Source organism: Paenibacillus sp. P4_A7 (assembly GCF_056402455.1).
Genome location: NZ_JBFUHJ010000009.1, coordinates 45909 through 63418 on the forward strand (window position 1 = coordinate 45909; position 17510 = coordinate 63418).

Sequence of the window (17510 nt, forward strand, 5' to 3'; positions counted from 1 at the left end):
TACTGATTTGTAGTCCCTTACCATAAATTTGCTTCAATCGCCGATCTGTATTATAACCAAAAATAGGACAGTAATAAGTGCAATTTTCCTTTTTGACATCATGTCTATTGTTTCGACAATCTCCACACAATCCCTTTGATTTTAGTTGAAAAAATCCGGGTTACTCCATAATCGGAGTACCCGGACTTCATCATTATTATAGACGTATTACCCTATACTAGGAGACTCGATTATCCTGCATAATGGAACGACAGATCACGAATTGCAGGCACTCCATCAGCTTCTAGAATTTCTACAATTACCCCAGAAATCTTCACTGTAGGAATTCGGATGATTGCCTTATGACCAATATTTGTGCCTTCAAATACTGTGATCGGACGGCGGGATTTCGCCGTTATGATCGAGACGGCGAACTTACGAACGCTTTCGCCATTCGTTAAATCTTCTTGAATCACAATATGATCGACTAAATGTGCTTCTTTCGGTGTATACGACCATTTCAGCTCATCCACAGCACAATCTGCAAGTGTCGCAATTGGATTTCCGAACCGTCTGCGAACTTCTTCTCCGAATGCTTGTAGGCTCTCCAAGTCTTTCTGAGGGAACAATCCTTCGCGATTCGGCCCAATATTAAGCAGCAAATTTGTTCCACGACCGACGGAGAGGTAATAAAGCCCCATTAGCTCGTCAACGCTTTTGACCATATGCTCATCTTCGTCACTGTAAAACCAGCTGATGCTGTTTTGACGCATTTGAACGTCGCATTCTGCCGGCAGCCAAAGCTGACTGTCGAGCTTTTCCTTCTCCTCTGTCAATATCGAGAATTCGGTTGAATCGACGACATTCCAGCAAGGACTCGGTGCTACACCATCCTCATTCCCAACCCAGCGGAAATCCGGATCTCCCATGTTAAAAATTAATATGTTCGGCTGCAATCGACGTATTACACCGATTATTCTGTCCCAATCGTATTGATGTTCCTCAGAGCCGCAGCCGTCGAACCAAAGAATGTCGATGTCGCCATAATCGGTAAGCAGCTCGGTAATTTGATTCACAAAGTAGTCATCATATGCCTTTGCATCCTGCGTATAGAAATTAGCAGAACCGTCATAAGGTGAATAATACAATCCCGGCTTCACGCCATACTTGCGGCAAGCGTCTACATATTCCCGTACGACATCTCCTTTTCCGTCCTTCCAAGGGGATGCTTCTACTGAGAATTGACTGTACTTGGACGGCCAATTAGAAAATCCATCATGATGCTTAGCCGTAAGAACCGCATATTCCATTCCGGCTTCCTTAGCTGTCCGGATCCATTGCTCACAATCCAAATTCACTGGATTGAAAGAAGTTGGTGTCATAGCCCTTTCATCGAAATCAGCGTAACCTTCATAAAAAGTTCTTAGACCAAAGTGTAAAAACAATCCAAATTCCCAATCCTGATATTCAAGCTGCTTTGCTGCAGGCACTAGCTTTTGATCTGTTATCATGAGAAAAATCGCCTCGCTCTCTATTCACTATTTTAAGATTACGCTTCAAGTACCTCTTCAATTAGCTGAAGCTCGATAACCGTGTCCAGCTCGTCCGGCAGTTCTCCTCCGGCGAGGCTGATGAATGCTCCTGTAGCCGTGTCRCCATAATGATCAGCCATCCAAGGAACCTCAACCTTCAGCTCACTGCCGTCTGCAAGCAAGATCGCATGTTTAATCTTCCCTTTAAGTCCTTCCAAATAAAGCGGACCTACGCCACGGTCGAATACGTGAGCATAAAGTTTATTGCCTCTTTGCGTATAACGGCCCCATTCTGGCTTGGGCAATTGGGCTGCCCCGCAACCGTAAATACTATCACCGTTTTTCCGCATCCATTCACCCACCTCATCCAAAATATCAATGGTTGGTGTCGGAATTTCGCCTTTCGCATCGGGACCAACATTCAACAGTAGATTTCCGTTCTTGCTCACGCATTCTACTAGAGAGCGCACGACCGATCGCGGCGATTTGTACAGCTGGTCGCGTGCGTGATAACCCCAATTATCGTTCAATGTAATGCAAGCTTCCCACGGTACCTGTTCTCCGACTTCATTCACAATACCACCCGGCGGTAGAATCTGTTCTGGTGAGTAGAAGTCCCCTGCATAAATTTCGGGTGTTGCCGATTTGATATTGCCGCCAAGACGGTTATCGATAATAATGTCTGGTTGAAGCTCTCGAATCATTTGCATTAACTCGGTCGCTTTCCATTTCTCGCCAGTCATCTCATCGTAGGAGAAGTCGAACCACATGATGTCGATTTTCCCATAGTTGGTCAGCAGCTCACGAATCTGACCGTGCATGTATGTGAGATAGAGGTCGAAGTCAATTTCCTTGTCACGGAACGATTCGTTGTCCCGCATCGGATGAATACGATCGCCGAAAGCCGGATAATGCTCATGATGCCAATCTATGATCGAATAATATAAACCTACTTTGATGCCAGCCTCACGGAATGCATCGACATATTCACGAACCAAATCGCGACCGGCCGATGTATTCGTCGCCTTATAATCTGTCAGCTCGCTATCGTACAGACAGAAGCCATCGTGATGTTTAGTCGTCAGAACCGCATACTTCTGCCCTGCCGCCTTGGCAATCTTGGCCCATTCACGGGGGTTGTACCTCGTCGGATCAAACTGTTCAAAGTACTTTTGATAGCCTTCATTTGAAATACGCTCAAAACTTCTGACCCATTCCCCTCGAGCCGGAATGGAGTATAAGCCCCAGTGGATGAACATACCGAATCGATCCTGACGAAACCATTCGGTTCTCTCCCATACTTCATTCATCTTAGTCGCTCCCCTCCTCTTTTGTTAAAATTGGATTCTAGTGTAGCTTATTCGTATTTACGCAATTGAAAAACCGCTTGGTTGTAACCGGCAACAACGCCATTATCGTTGAGAATTTCTGCTGGTGCTAAAGCTCGAAGCCGATTAATCGTATCCTGCCTGGAATAATCGATCTGTTCGAGAATCGAAGCAACAATCAACGGCCACTCTTCTTCAGAACCGTCCATTACTTTAAGAGCAAAGCCAAGCCCTTCGTTCCTCAAACCAAAGCAATAGACGCCTTTCGCGCCCCCTTTGGCGACAATATTGTCATCCATCAACAGAGTTGAGCAAATGAGGTCCGTTCCGGACACCATTTCGAAATGACGGTTCATAAGATCAGTAATGATCAGAACTGCCCTTCGAATGTCAGCATCGCCAATTATTTCCGGTCGTGCCAGCTTTAAATATACCATCGCAAGACGGTCAAGCGGTATAGCAAATACCGGACATCCACAGCCGTCGACACCTAGTACGATGTCCTTTTCTAACATATCCGCCAAATAGGCCAGCACAGCAACGATTTCCCGTTGAGCCGGATGATTAGTGTCCGTGTATCCGGACAAGTCATATCCTTTATGCTTGCAAAGCGATAAGATGCCTAGATGCTTGCCAGAGCAATTATGGTAAATGCGGCGTTTCGGCATTCCAGTCGCGATCAACTGATCCCTTGCCGCTATGCTCAGTGGATAGGTGGGCATACACACTAGCTGATCCTCATCAATACCTATTTTGTCCATCATCGATTCCAATGCGGCGACATGGAATGGTTCGGCACGGTGGGAACCGGCCATAATGACCGTCTCCTTCTCCGACAAGTCAAAAGCGACGTTTGTGCCGTGCAAAAGGGCGGGAAGCGCCTGTATTGGCTTCCCTGAAGACCGTAAAAAAGTTGAATGGTTTACATTGCCCGTACCGTATCTGRCCCCATCTACATCAACGCCGCAAATATGACCTTGATGCACATTTTCCAGATGGCCCCCCCGATACTCCTCTACCAAATTTTTAGCAGCTTCAGACATTTGGCATTTCTCCTTCCGACCCACCATCGATTGATTGCAACGAGATTTGATCGACAGTGAAACCATCGATTACCAAGAAACCTTTATTAACGTTATTTCTCACGATGGCGAAATAATAATCCGTATAGGGTCCAGTCAACAGCTCCGTTGAAAACCGCTGCAGTCCCTTATGGAGCGGTTCATTAAACACTTCCTGCGAAGCGCCTCCATCCGATGTCCTCACGGAAACCGAATATTGGGCTTCCTCTTCTGTTTTGTATTCGAATGACAACCGGTACTTCCTATTAGGCAGCAGCTCCAGAGTAGATGGCAAAGTTCTGATCAGTTCACCAGAAACCTCATCCATCGTTTTGAACGACCATTCTCCTTCGATTGTATCCTCCGTATATCCCTCATGACGTTGTGCGAGATGCGTTTTGCCAACTTTGAAGCTAGCGCTGACGAACGGACCCCAGCCTTCATCCACATTCTCAAAATTTTCGTAATAATCATGATCCGTTTGAATCGTCTTACTCACTTCTTTAACACGAACATCATCGAAATGTACRTAGGAACTGTGCTCCCCTCTTTCCGCAGCGAGGGATAGAACAGGCGAAAGCTCGCCTTCTGAATCCGGTATATCAAATCGAATTTGCAGCCGCTGATAATACGTTCCCCGCTTATCCGAATCTGCATCGCAGTTGATGAACGCCGTACGGTTAATGGATCGTATCTTTTCCGGTCCTCCGTAGCCGTCTATGCTGATCGATGCCTTTCTCCCCTCAGACACTTCCACCCATACCGAAGCGGAATAGGATTTCCCTCTCTCCAGACCTGAAAGCGTCTGATATACCCGAGCATCGGCTCCGTCATTGCCGCTTATTTGCAGGTACGATTGACCGTAGCTCGTTTCCGGAATCTCGATATGGTCCGTATTGTCAGACAATGATGTTTTCGACCACCAGTTGAAACTGTGACTGTCGAAGCCCATATCCTTCACCGGACTGCCCTCTCCCCACTTGATGTCTGGAACAGGAGGCGCAACTGTCTTATAGAGTACATAAGGCATATTTGCCTCTGCTTCTACTGTGACCGTGCCAGAGCTAACCTGTACATCACGGACATATACCCGGCCTAAATTCGTTAACCGATAGAGCTTGATTGTCCCGTCTTCTGGCCAGCTTTCTGGAAGAAGCCAAGTGCTTTCTCCTCCCTTAGCGTTCCAATGGTAAATTTTCGTCTCACCAATCGGATCCCATGGAATAAAGACCGTATCTCCTTCTGCGATTATACGATGGTTCTTGCGAATAACAGCAACGCCTTCCTCTAGCTTGGAGGAGACGCCTCCTTCCAGAATAGCCTCTTCCGAGTCCTTCCATTTCAGGATAGCGAAGTGCATCAGGTAACGATACGGAAGCTGCTTTGTGAAAAAAGCGCGAACAACAGCCGTTAAATCCCGCTCTCGCTGCCAACCCATAAACCCGTTATCACCATGGCGGTCGTATCCGCCTTTGAGCAGCACATCCTCAGCATAAGCATCCTTGTCCTGATGGCGGATAAACCGAGAAATACGACTGTCTCCAGTGGAATCGTGCGTCCATACGGCATCTGAATCGAGCGCGTCAGCTTCCTCTGTCCAGATCGTCCAGCCATTGCCTCGCAGCTTCCGGACTAAGCGCCATGCTGCATAGTGCTCATCGCGATAGGTATCTACATATACAAAACCGAGATTAGGCGCATTAGCTCTCAATTCATCCAAGCGCTGATCGAACTCTCCCGATAAAATATCTTTTTCCCGATCGATATAATAAGACTGATCCAGCCATTTCCACCCTGGCGTTGTCGTTATAAAAGAGTCCGAGTACGTACGCGCCTCCGGATAAGCTTCACTATGATTGATGTGAACGCCGATGACCGCTCCAAAATCGCTAGCCCGATCAGCAAGAATGTTTAGATCCTTCAAACCGCCAGCCCGCTCGTTGAAATTGTTGCCGTAATCGGGATGCCCGCTGTCGTGGCCTTCACTTTGATAGCCTTTCAACTCGATCATCTGGCCAAACCCATCGGTATATAAGTAAAACTTCTTAATATTGTTCAAGATGCGGAGAAACGGAAATTGCGCCATGCTGCCAAAATTCATAGCGATATGCGCGTAGCTGCTCCGCAGCGCTTCTGACCCGGCAATCGGCGGCAGCACCTCACGAAYGGCAATCGCACCGTCCTGCCAATCTACGATTCTATCACCGTTTCTATCGTCCGTAATGACAATTTTGGACCATGGCTCGCCGATCACTTCCATATCGGGTCCTCGATAGGTCCAATATGCGTTCCAGACAGCTGTCCGTTTGTATCCATTCCGCTGTACGGTTTGAACGCACAGGCGTCTGCGATTTTCCAACACGTTACCGACCACACTCGCAGCTAATTGCTTCGTGTTCACGATTGCAATCGCGCGATAGGAAGGCGCAGCTGACGTTCTGAGCTCGGAAATGCTTGCAAACTCATCGCCCTTAATCCCTTTAGCGGTTGCCAAACACGCCTCTTCCTGCGTGTCGCGAACGGAAATAAGCCCATGATTGGGGAACTCGATTGTGCGGATACGGAATAAGCCGACTTCCTGAATATCGGTAATTTTCATTTCCAGCACTGATTCTAAAAGGGTGAAGGAGACAACCATTTCAACCTGAATCTGCGTGAAAACAAGTCGGTACGCCGCTTTATCCTTAGACGGTAAAGTCGGAATAACAGTTGGCGTTTGTCGCTCCCCATTCAGATCGACATAGACAAGCCGATCTTCTTGACCATATAGGAGAGCTCCATTCGCTCTCCAACGATATTGAAGCACACGCGGAAAGGAAGCATCCATCACAACTTCCAACAGCTCTGACGACAAAGTCCAAGTAGGCACCGTCAAATTTTCGTCCTGTACCGAGTAATCTGATAGATATATGTCATCCAGGACATTCACCATTACTTCGCTAAGACGAGCTCGGCCGTCTTCACCCTCTTCATTACTCCATACGCGAAAACCATTGACCCCCGCTTCCGTCTTCCATTCCGGTATGTCGCCATGATAAGTCGGATAACCATTCAATGAAATAGTTAGGACGGTTCCCGTATATCGGAGCTCGACGCGATAGGATTTCCCTTCGTACAAAGGATCGGATTTAAACAGTACGCCTTGCTTTCCGCAAGGCATAGCCCATATCCACGTACTTCTTCCAAAAGGGTCCATCGGTGTGTCGCAGCCAATGAATATCCAGCTGTCCGGCGCTGTATAACGGATCACTGCGCCGACTCTCCCCGAGGGGTTGAGCGGCGTCATTGTAAACGCCAGCTCTCCGTCGCTTAAGATCGTACCGTTTTCCGAGATGACTACTGTATCGGAGCCGTTCGCCTCCAAGATGTATGTGTCCTTCTCTTTTCCCCATATTCCATCACCGAACGCGATTCGGTAATTACTTAAAGTCTCCATCATACTTTGCCCGCAGCTTGGGGCTCGCCCCGAGTAAACACCTTGACGCTCACCGCCGGTTTCGGATCTCCTACGAACTTGCAGCTAAACGATAACGTTGCTCCGCCTTTTCGCACGACAGGCGCATCAGCGGAAGCTTGAACCGTTTCGAGCAAATTCCAGTTCAAATCATAGATTTTCCCGGTACGATCTCCATCGCAAACGAGGTATTGGTTCGCTCGCACTTCTGTGTCGAACGTCATATATTCCCCGTTCGTATAGAACGTCGGCCGTTTAACCGAAGCGTCATCGTTGCCGTATGACGGTGCTACGCGCATGCAGAACCGCAGCGGCTGCTCTGAGAACTTGTTATAGAATGCCCAATCCGCGCCACCAGGCTGTCCAGGCTGCAGCTCCTCTGGGTTGCAAACAAGCGGTTTTGAAATGTTAACAGGGTACAGGCTCCAGCTTCCTTCCCCGGTAGTTTCCAATTGCCAGTCGCTCTTCGGATCTCGCATCTGCTCTCTTTGTTCCGGAGTAAACGCTCCAGCCTGCCGAGCCGTCTCCCATTGATTAACCGTTTCAAGCAGCGCTTCACTATTACCGTTCCGCAGCAATACCGCCATATCAGCCACGAGAGCGAAGCCAGCGTTGAAGCCTGCCGCCTTGGACAGTACCCATTCAATTTCATCTGGTGTCGTCGCTTCAAACTGATCAGAAGCCGAGCGTACGAGAAACCATCCGAGCATCGGTGGAATAAAGTTCCGCTCGAAATAACGTTGATTGCTTAGCCGCCATTCTAGCTGCCCATCACGCGTCGCTACGCCCCACGGCTCTCCCCAATTGAAGCGTGTAAACATATGCCATGAGTAATTCGGAACGACGATGCTCGCATCGTTGATAACCTCTTCACCCCAGCTGTCATAGCATAGCTGAACAAAGCGATTTACCCCGTAGTCATCTTGGCCCGTCGCATAGCAGCCTTCCAGTCCATCGAACGAAATTTGCTTAACTCCCGTCTCCCGTAATAGCTCGGCAATGCGCTCGCTATATTCATCCTGCAACTCCAGATTCGGGAAAAACACATCATAAGGATGATCCCACACCCGGCCAATTTCCGAACCCTGCTCATATGCGGCAGCAGATGTGCCGTTGGCACCGCGCTTGACGCCGAGCAATGTCCACGGCGCAGCAGATGAAACGCTTTCGTACTCGATCAATTCGCTGCCGATCATCGCCGTATGCCGAAACAAACTAGCCCGGAACGGCTCCGGGTCGTCCACAGTTACTTCTATCGCCTCCGCCGAGATCGACTTGGCTAATCGAGCGGAGCCACTCGTCTGCAGCCGTCTATCCGGCACCGGTGTCACATACGAATCATTTAATGTCGTGAAATTAGACAACGTATGAACCCCGACATGAACACCTTCCTTATCGGCCTGCGCGACACAAGCACTCATTCCCTCGTCACCGCTGGGGAAGCTGCGCGGCTTCAGCACGAAATGTCCCCATTCGGAGAACGGATCGGGATGATACACATACTTCAGCCCCGCCTGCTTCGTGTAACGCACTGCTTCATCGATTGACGCTTCAGAAAAATCGGTGATCAAATAGGACTGGTTAGCCGCTGGCGATACCTTGCCCCAGACGCCTTCGATCATCGGATGCGGTAAACCTTCTCCAAGCTCTATTTCTTCAATTGTTCCAAGCACATCGCTCGCCGTACAACCGAATAGTGCAATTTTCGAACCTGCTATCTCTGCATCGGCACCGCTAAGCGCTGGTACTTCAACTTCATTTAAGTTCCAAACAGGCCTCCGCGCGCTCAACGTTCGATTTCGCGAATAGGCCTGCAACAGGCTGCCTCCGTTTGTCGGCCAAGCTGTACATTTATCGTATTCGAACTTACTATCTTCAAATGGTTGATTGGCGTATTCAAGTTTCTTAAGCTCAATAGGCCAGCCACCGATCGTTTTCCAATTTAATGATTGAATACCGACAGCAAACCCACCATCGTGTACAACACCGACAGACTCACCGACCGAACCGGCAATCGTTGTCGCGAACGGTCCCCAAAGTACCGCTTCAACTTCAGCACCGGCGACGCTCTTTACTTCAAACGTCATATATTTCTCTTTGCAGATAAATCCCACTTCAATGTTAGCCCCACTGTCTCCGAAATGAAAAATGGCCGTTCCATCTCCATCGTTAAATTGAGCGGATGAAGGCTGTTCAATTAGTCCGTTCGTGACGATTCGGATAAATGGTGAAGCTTGCGTCGTATCCATGTAATTTTTGTTTGAAGTTTTGTCAGTTAAACTGGATATTTCTCCTCTTTCGTTCAGTACGATTATGATGTGGCCAGCGCTTATTTGCATGATCCATTCCCCCTCAAAAATGTGCATAACGGACACCGAAAACTCCGATGTCCGTGTATGCTTCATGAACTCATTATTATTTGTTTTTGTCGTAAACTTGCTGAGCTTCTTCCAACACTTTGTTTCCGCCATTTTTCTTCCAGTCTTCAACGAATTTGTCGAAGTCGCTGATTGGCTTCTTGCCTGTGATGAAATCGATATAAGACTGCAAGGTGAACTGAGAAAGCTGCTCTTTATATTCATCATAGACAGGCTTCTGATAAGCAGTTAGAATGTCGAATACTTTTACGCCCTTCGCTCTTGCTTCTTTCGCAATTGGCTGCAGACTAACGTCAGCGGTATAAGATGTTTGGAAATCATAGTCGTTAAATGATCCAGACATCGAGTACCCGCCTTGGACTCCGATTTTTTTTCGTTCTTCTTCATTGTCATAAGGAGCTATGCGCTCTACGATGCCATGATCGTTCAATTTCCAATGCGTGTCTTTAACACCGAAGTTGAGAAGCTCGTAGGTTTCCGGATCGAATTGCGACGCTTCGAAAATTTGCATATACTTAATCATTTTTTGTTGATCGTCTGCAAGCTGCTTACCGAACATAACCCCCGTCGCGGAAGCAGGCGAAGATTGCGAAATACCGTATTTACCATCCGGTCCTTTAATACCACCTGTCGTCAAAAACTTGAAGTCCGGGATGTCTTTGCGGATTTTATCATACCAACTTTCGCCTCCGAGGAATGAAGCGCCCGGATAATAAACCCACCAGTAGTAATCTGCTGCACCGGCTTTACCCGTTATCATTTTATCTTCAAAATTATTGCCCTTGTTGACAACGAACTCAGGATCGATCAATTCGTTTTTGTACCAGCGGTTGAGCGTAGTCAGTGCTTCCTTGGCACCAGATTCGATTTCTCCGCGAACAATTTTGCCGTCTTTCTCACGGAAGATACCAGGGTAAGCATCATAGGCTCCGAATACGGAGCTGAACAGTGATTCCACTCCTTCCGAATGAGCAGTCAAGCCATAAGTATCCTTCTTGCCATTGCCGTCAGGATCGTCGTTGCGGAATTTCGTCAAAGCTGCTTCCTCTTCTTCGAGCGTTTCCGGAATTTTGTTAATACCGACCTTCTTCAGCCAATCTTCACGGAATCCAAGCTGTTGTCCATCGATACCGATATCCCAAATCGTCGGTAAGCCATAAATTTTTCCATCTACACGAACATATTTGAAAGGGTCATCTTTGTCAATAAACCGTTTGATCCATTCTACATATTTCGGCATATGTTTCTCAATCAAGTCTTGTGGAATTTCCGCAACGACCCCTTGATCAACAAACGTCAAATAATCTGTAGCCGCTGGCTCCTTTATCCAATCCGGAATGTTGCCCGAGGCAATTTTCAAGTTCACATCTTCTTTGTATGTCTCGTGACTAGTCGGAACGAGCTCAATTTCGGCGTTAAATTTCTTTGCAATTACAGTAATCCCTGGAGAATCCACTTTGTTTTGCTCTGGAAAATGCGCCCAGAAAGTCAAGTGATCCGGTTTCTCCTCAGTCGATGTGGACCCCGATTCATTTCCAACCGGCGGAGTTGAACCTGAACCTCCATTATTTGTATCGTTGCCGCCACATCCTGCCAAAAGACCAGCAAGAAGAGCAAAGCTCGCACCTCCGAAAACGATCCTCTTCAACTCTTTTTTCATCTTAAATCAACCCTTCCCCTATTAATTCGTATATTCTATCATGGGCTCGATCYGTACGGGACGGCATCACCCTTTGATAGCGCCAACCATAACGCCTTTTACGAAATACTTCTGAACGAAAGGATAGATAGCTAACATCGGGATAATGGAGAACATAATCATTGTGGCTTGTAGCTGCCTGCCGGAAAATTCCGAATGCTGGGTTAGATTTTGCATAGCCAACATCAAGCCAGAGGTGTTGTTCTCGATAATAATTTTGCGCAATATGACCTGAAGTACCTGACTTTTTGGATCTGAGATGTAGATCAGGCTATCAAACCAAGCATTCCAATGGCCTACCGCAACCCATAAGGCGATCGTCGCCAATACAGGCTTGGACAGTGGAAGAACGATTTGCAAAAAAATTCTCAAATATCCTGCGCCGTCTACTCGAGCTGATTCCTCAATCTCTTCAGGCAGTGAACGGAAGAAGTTGCGGACGATGAGAACGTTAAAAGCAGTGATCATTCCCGGCACAACGAGTGCCCATACTGTGTTGTACATGCCAAGCTCTTTTATCAAAAGATAGGAAGGGATAAGTCCACCTCCGAACAGCATCGTGAATAGGATAAGCCCAGTAGAAATTCGGTTTAATGGCAAGTCCTTCTTCGAGAGCGGAAAGGCCGTTAAGGTTGTGAACACAACTGACAAGACCACTCCAAGTACGGTTCGTATAATCGTATTTTTATACCCGTACCATAACGCATCATATTGAAACGCTAATTTGTAGCTGTCCAATGTAAATTGTGAAGGAAATAATACGAGCCCTGACGAGTATGCCGTGCTCTTCGACCCTCCTCCATCCATGGAAATGATCACCTGCGTCCAGAATGGATATAATGTAATCAGCAGAAGCAAGAACATAAATACATAGAGGAAAACGTCAAAGATTTTTTCGCCCTGTGTCTTCTTTACTGTAAGCATAACGGAACACCTCCAAATGACCATGCGTTTACCATATCGCACTGTCCTTCTGGCCCATCATTTTCATGATTTGGTTGACAGTGAAGATAAGAATGAGTGCTACAACTGATTTGAACAAACCCACTGCAGTAGCATAGCTGTAAGCCATATCCACCAAACCTTTTCGATACACATAAGTGTCAATAATATCTGCCACACTATAAACTTTGACGTTATACATATTGAAAATCTGATCGAAGCCTGCATCCAATATCCCTGACATAGAAAGGATCAGCATAATGGCTATTACTGGAGCGATCATTGGGATCGAAATGTACCACATCCTCTTAAATCGACCTGCTCCATCCAGAATTGCTGCTTCATACATTTGCGTATCGATGCCAGACAACGCCGCGAAATAGATAATGGAGCCCCAGCCGAAGCTTTGGAAAATATGAGTGACAACGAGCACCGTACGGAAATACCGATCATCCGCTAAATAAAGGATCGGGTCGCCTCCAAACATCGTGATGACCGTATTAAGCGGTCCTTCCCAAGAAAAGATGGAGAAGAAAATACCGCCAAGAATGACCCATGATATGAAGTGCGGCAAGTACGATATCGTTTGTACGAATTTTTTAAACTTGGCGTTATTTATTTCGTTTAATAATAAAGCGAAAATAATCGGAACCGGAAAACCAAACAGTAATTTGTAAAAACTAATAATGATCGTGTTTTTAAGCACCGTGTAAAAATAGGCATCAGCAAACAGCTTTTCAAAATGCTTGAAGCCTACCCAAGGACTCCCCATAATTCCTTCCAAAAATTTGTAGTCTTTAAACGCCAGAACTACACCATACATCGGAGCGTAATTGAATACCAAGAAATACATCATGCCTGGAACCAGCATTAGGAGTAGGACACGATACTTTCTCCAATTGCTCCATTTCTTATCTGCGATTTTCACTTTCCTCGCAGCGGTGACCTCGCTCATTATGAGTTCCTCCTTTCTAAAACAGCCATGATAGCGATTACATTTGCTTGATATAAGCATATCAGCGGGCCCAATTGTCGTATATATCACAAATCTCCGATCCATATCAGATTTCTCCGCGATTAAATAAAAAGACTCTGCACCCTAGAAAGAGGACAGAGTCAACCAATTACTATGCTTCCCTCAACTGAGGGATTGTTACTCTCATGACGGTACCTTCGCCAATTGTACTGCTGATCGTGATCCCATATTCATCGCCAAACTTCAATTGAAGCCGTTGGTTCACATTTTTCAAGCCATAGCCGGATGACTGAACCGTCAGTAAATCTCCGATCAATTCCTTGGAGATACCGTATCCGTTATCTTCCACCGTAAATACAACCGTTTCCTTCTCTAGTCGAGCCGTCAGCTTCAATTGACCGCGGCCGTCATCCTTCTTATCGATGCCATGCTGAATTGCATTTTCCACGAGCGGCTGCAAGACGAGATTGATCATCCGATACGAATAGACCCGCTCATCAATATCGTACACGACTTCAAAATTGTAATTTTTCATGATCAGCATAATTTCCAAATAGGACAGGATGTTCTCAAGCTCATCCCGGACGGTAATAATTTGTCCACCTTTGTTAAGGGCAGTACGGTAAAATTTCGACAAGGAGACTACGATGTGACTGATGTCATGCTCTTCGCTACGCAGCGCCTTCCAATTGACGAATGACAACGTATTGTACAAAAAGTGAGGGTTAATTTGTGCTTGTAAAGCGCGAAGCTCCGCGTCTTTCTGTATAACTTTACTCGCATACGACTCCTGAATCACCTCATTGAGTCGTTTGAGCATATTCCCAAACCGGATCATCAGTTCTCCGATTTCATCCTTTACTTCCGTTTTTACCTGCAGATCCATCTCTCCGGCTTCAACACGTTTCATCCAAGACACAAAGATATGAATTCTCTTCATCATATTGTTAGTCAACACTGAAATGAGTAGAAGGAGAATGAGCACACATACCCCCGCAACAATCGAAGTAGCGGTCAAAATCTTGCCAGCGTTCAACGACACGTTTTTTACAGGAACATAGGTATAGATCAACCATCCCGATTGAGGTATGCTTTTACTTAGAACTAGCAATTTCTGATTGTTAATATGCACAGTTCCGCTCTCCGCCGCCCTGATGATATCCCTATCATCCAGATTGCCCAAGTCAAATTTTTGCGCATATTTTTCGGAATTTGAATAGAGAACTCCGCCTCGCGAGTTTGTCACGATTACCCCATTACCTGGCATTAGTTCGTCGACCCGGTCGAATAATCCTTTTTCGTTAATCTTCATGACCAATATATTATTCTGACCTTTCACGAGCAGACGCGGAAAAGGGCTTACGAAATATAGATCGGACATATACCGGATCCATAACTGTTTATCTATAATTGTTCCAACCTCCTTGTACCAAGGAAGCTCAGGCAATCGCCGGGCAGATAAAATGGCAAACCCAGACTCAGGCATGTCATTCTCCGTGTAAACGGTTAATTGGTTAATATCTTTGTTCGTAATCCGAATCAGATTAAAATTCGGATAAACATATTGATTGAGATCGTTGTTCAGGTTTACGTAATCCAGATAGGTTGTACTGACGATTTGTTGTATCTTGCTATGGTACAGTATCGAATTCGCCGTATTATTATACAACTCCGACTTGAAATTAAAATACTCAGCCATCGTATCGACGTTCCGGTCCAACGCCTGCTCGGCTTGCGTGTCCAGCAGCTGCTTGGACTGCCAGTATGAATAGATTCCGAGTACCATAATTGGAATGAGGATGACCGACAAATAAGATAAAAACAACTTCGGTTTCAGGCGAAGATGGTTCCATTGACGAGCGATGACGCGGATCATACGTCCAGCTCTTCCCGAAATTGAGTCGGTGTCTTACCGTAATGAGTCTTAAACAAGGAACAGAAATAAGCCACGTTGACGTAACCTGTCTCTTCACCTATGTCTGCTACTTTTTTATTTGTTTCCGAAAGCAGCTGCTTGGCCTTCTTCATACGCGTATTCGTGATGTACTTGATGATACTGACACCTACCTGCTTTTTGAACAAATGACTCAAATAGTTAGGAGTTAAGTAAACGCTTTCTGCCAGCTCATCAACTGACAGTCCCCGATTGTACTCGTTATGGATCGTTCGGAGAATCGATTCGATTACTTTACGGTTTGAATCAGCCGTTTGACCATCCGACGATTCACAGCTTTCCAGCATCGTAATCATCAACACGCATAGCTCACTCAGTTTGTTCGACTTATAAATATTTTCCAATGTTTTTTTGAATTGCTCCGTATTTTTCTTCGGCGCGTAGTCAAACGTCATTTTCAAAATTTCCATACAGTTGTACTTCAAAAAAATTGAAGAAATCTGCGTTCCAGCCTGCAGCATCTCATACAACTTCTCGAAACGAATACGGGCAGAGGTAAAATCCTTACGCTCCACGTCTTTCGCAATTTCTGTTATTTTCTCTTCCACGCCTTCGGAAGCTTTGCTGCCTATCCAGGCACCTTCGGCAAACAATACCGCACCCTTATCATAGAAAAATTTATTTTCTAAAACCGACTCCATCTCGTTATATGCGACTCGGAGGCTGCCAATGTTCGCAATTGGACCGCTAAATGCTGCAAACAGATCGGTGTCGTAGGTTTTTTTGAATTGTTGCAGGATATAGTTTCCAAGACTTTCTAAGTCTGCAGTCGTTTCTCCCTCCAACACTTCCATGAAGAGCAAGCTCTGATATTCATTCAAATTGAATGCTTCATGCGGCCTTTGTACCCATTCGCTGATCATACTTTCGAAGTCTAGATCGGACAAATCGAAAACACGGCTGCGAGAGTCCAAAATAACCATACGAATCGGCTGAGAACCAGTAAACATCGGAGTTGGAGCTTGTGATTCACTGGATTCGTCCTGATAATCTGTGGCTTCCCCATGAATTAACTGCGAAACAAGCTTCTGCTTCTCGTAACGGATACCTTGTCCATAAGCCTTCTCGAGCTGCTCCTGCCGCTCCACTTCCTGCTGTTCCTGCTCGCACATGTGGATAACCTGAGATACTACCTTCAAAAACTCATTAACTTGAACCGGTTTCAAAATATATCGTATCGCATTCACATCAATCGCTTTCTGAGCGTATTCAAACTCGCCATAAGCGCTCATAAAGATTACCTTAACCGGGATATTCAGCTCCCGAACATTGGAGGCAAGCTGGAGACCGTCCATTCCTTTCATGCGAATATCTGAGAATAAGATGTCAATAGGATGATGCTTCATAAATTCAAGCGCACTCTCTCCGCTATCCGCTTCAAATATCTCCAGTTCCAGTCCATACTTCTCGATTAGAAATTTTACGCCGTCCCGCTCGAAAGGTTCATCGTCTACGATGAGCATCTTAAACACCATCATTCACCTCGATCAATTATTGAGTGATAAGCGCAATTTCTCTTTTTTAAAAATTATGTTTATTGTTTCGACAATTTTCACACAATTCCTTTGAAACATCAAGAAGGACCTGAGATAATATGCCTCTCAGGTCCTTCTTCTTTTTACTTTTTATTTACGCGCTTTTTTCGCAGCATAATTCCCGCCGCGATTAAAGCAAAACCAGTCATATAAAGAGGGAGCTTACTATTTTCACCTGTTTTAGGAAGTACTCCTACCGTAGATTCCTTATCACCATTATTTCCTTTGTCACCATGAGAACCACCAGCTGGGGTGCCTTCATCATCAAGCTCAAGTCCATCTTCCCCCGGTGATGGGGTAGGTTTAACCGTTGCAACCGGCGTCGGACTTGGCTTAACTGTTGCTGTCGGTGTTGGTCGGTATGAATTCTAAACCACCGTTCTTGTATATATCTGTGACTACTTCAATAATAGATTTCACATCTGAACCAATCCTCAACAAGAGCGGTTTAATCATAAAGATTAAGCCTCCCGCTGTTTATACCATTCTATAATATAATCACTAGGCTGTTCATTAAATTCAGTTAACAATGCTGTAGTTAAAATACTATATTGTCGATTAACGAGTAAATGATGGTCCATAGCTTCATATATTTTCATAAGAGAAAAGTGAGCCTGTTCCTCTTGAACATGATTCAAGCAAATTTCATCATACCATGTAATTGATTTATCT

Annotated in this window: 10 protein-coding genes and 2 pseudogenes; all 12 read right to left on the reverse strand. The window is 45.8% G+C overall.

All coding sequences use genetic code 11. The features are described from left to right. Positions 1–230: 230 nt before the first annotated feature. A complete protein-coding gene (locus tag AC1DWN_RS02815) occupies positions 231–1490 on the reverse strand; it encodes an alpha-L-fucosidase (RefSeq protein WP_477557422.1) in 1260 nt (419 codons plus the stop codon). A 38-nt stretch (positions 1491–1528) separates the two neighbouring features. Further along, on the reverse strand, positions 1529–2821 hold the full coding sequence (locus tag AC1DWN_RS02820) for an alpha-L-fucosidase (RefSeq protein WP_477557423.1): 1293 nt from the start codon (positions 2819–2821) through the stop codon (positions 1529–1531). 47 nt (positions 2822–2868) lie between these two features. Further along, complete coding sequence (locus AC1DWN_RS02825; RefSeq protein WP_477557424.1) at positions 2869–3882, reverse strand: asparaginase; 1014 nt, start codon at positions 3880–3882, stop codon at positions 2869–2871. Continuing rightward, the gene (locus AC1DWN_RS02830; RefSeq protein WP_477557425.1) at positions 3875–7339 is read right to left on the reverse strand and encodes an endo-alpha-N-acetylgalactosaminidase family protein; all 3465 of its coding nucleotides are present in this window, start codon (positions 7337–7339) and stop codon (positions 3875–3877) included. Before AC1DWN_RS02830 ends, AC1DWN_RS02825 begins: the two co-directional genes overlap by 8 nt. Next, positions 7336–9693: a hypothetical protein gene (locus AC1DWN_RS02835; protein ID WP_477557426.1), complete on the reverse strand. Its 2358-nt coding sequence runs from the start codon at positions 9691–9693 to the stop codon at positions 7336–7338. The genes AC1DWN_RS02830 and AC1DWN_RS02835 overlap by 4 nt, the downstream gene beginning before the upstream one ends. 76 nt (positions 9694–9769) lie before the next feature. Beyond that, positions 9770–11392 (reverse strand): extracellular solute-binding protein, encoded by a 1623-nt coding sequence (locus AC1DWN_RS02840; RefSeq protein ID WP_477557427.1) that lies wholly within the window; start codon positions 11390–11392, stop codon positions 9770–9772. Positions 11393–11458: 66 nt separating this feature from the next. Then, entirely contained in the window at positions 11459–12355 is an 897-nt protein-coding gene (locus tag AC1DWN_RS02845; protein WP_477557428.1) for a carbohydrate ABC transporter permease, read from the reverse strand. A 28-nt stretch (positions 12356–12383) separates the two neighbouring features. After that, positions 12384–13328: an ABC transporter permease gene (locus tag AC1DWN_RS02850; RefSeq protein WP_477557429.1), complete on the reverse strand. Its 945-nt coding sequence runs from the start codon at positions 13326–13328 to the stop codon at positions 12384–12386. Between the two features lie 172 nt (positions 13329–13500). Continuing rightward, on the reverse strand, positions 13501–15225 hold the full coding sequence (locus tag AC1DWN_RS02855) for a sensor histidine kinase (RefSeq protein ID WP_477557430.1): 1725 nt from the start codon (positions 15223–15225) through the stop codon (positions 13501–13503). Next, complete coding sequence (locus tag AC1DWN_RS02860) at positions 15222–16781, reverse strand: response regulator transcription factor (protein WP_477557431.1); 1560 nt, start codon at positions 16779–16781, stop codon at positions 15222–15224. Before AC1DWN_RS02860 ends, AC1DWN_RS02855 begins: the two co-directional genes overlap by 4 nt. A 140-nt stretch (positions 16782–16921) precedes the next feature. Next, a pseudogene (locus tag AC1DWN_RS02865) lies at positions 16922–17035 on the reverse strand (LPXTG cell wall anchor domain-containing protein); the annotation flags it as partial. Between the two features lie 264 nt (positions 17036–17299). Further along, a pseudogene (locus AC1DWN_RS02870) lies at positions 17300–17510 on the reverse strand (response regulator); the annotation flags it as partial.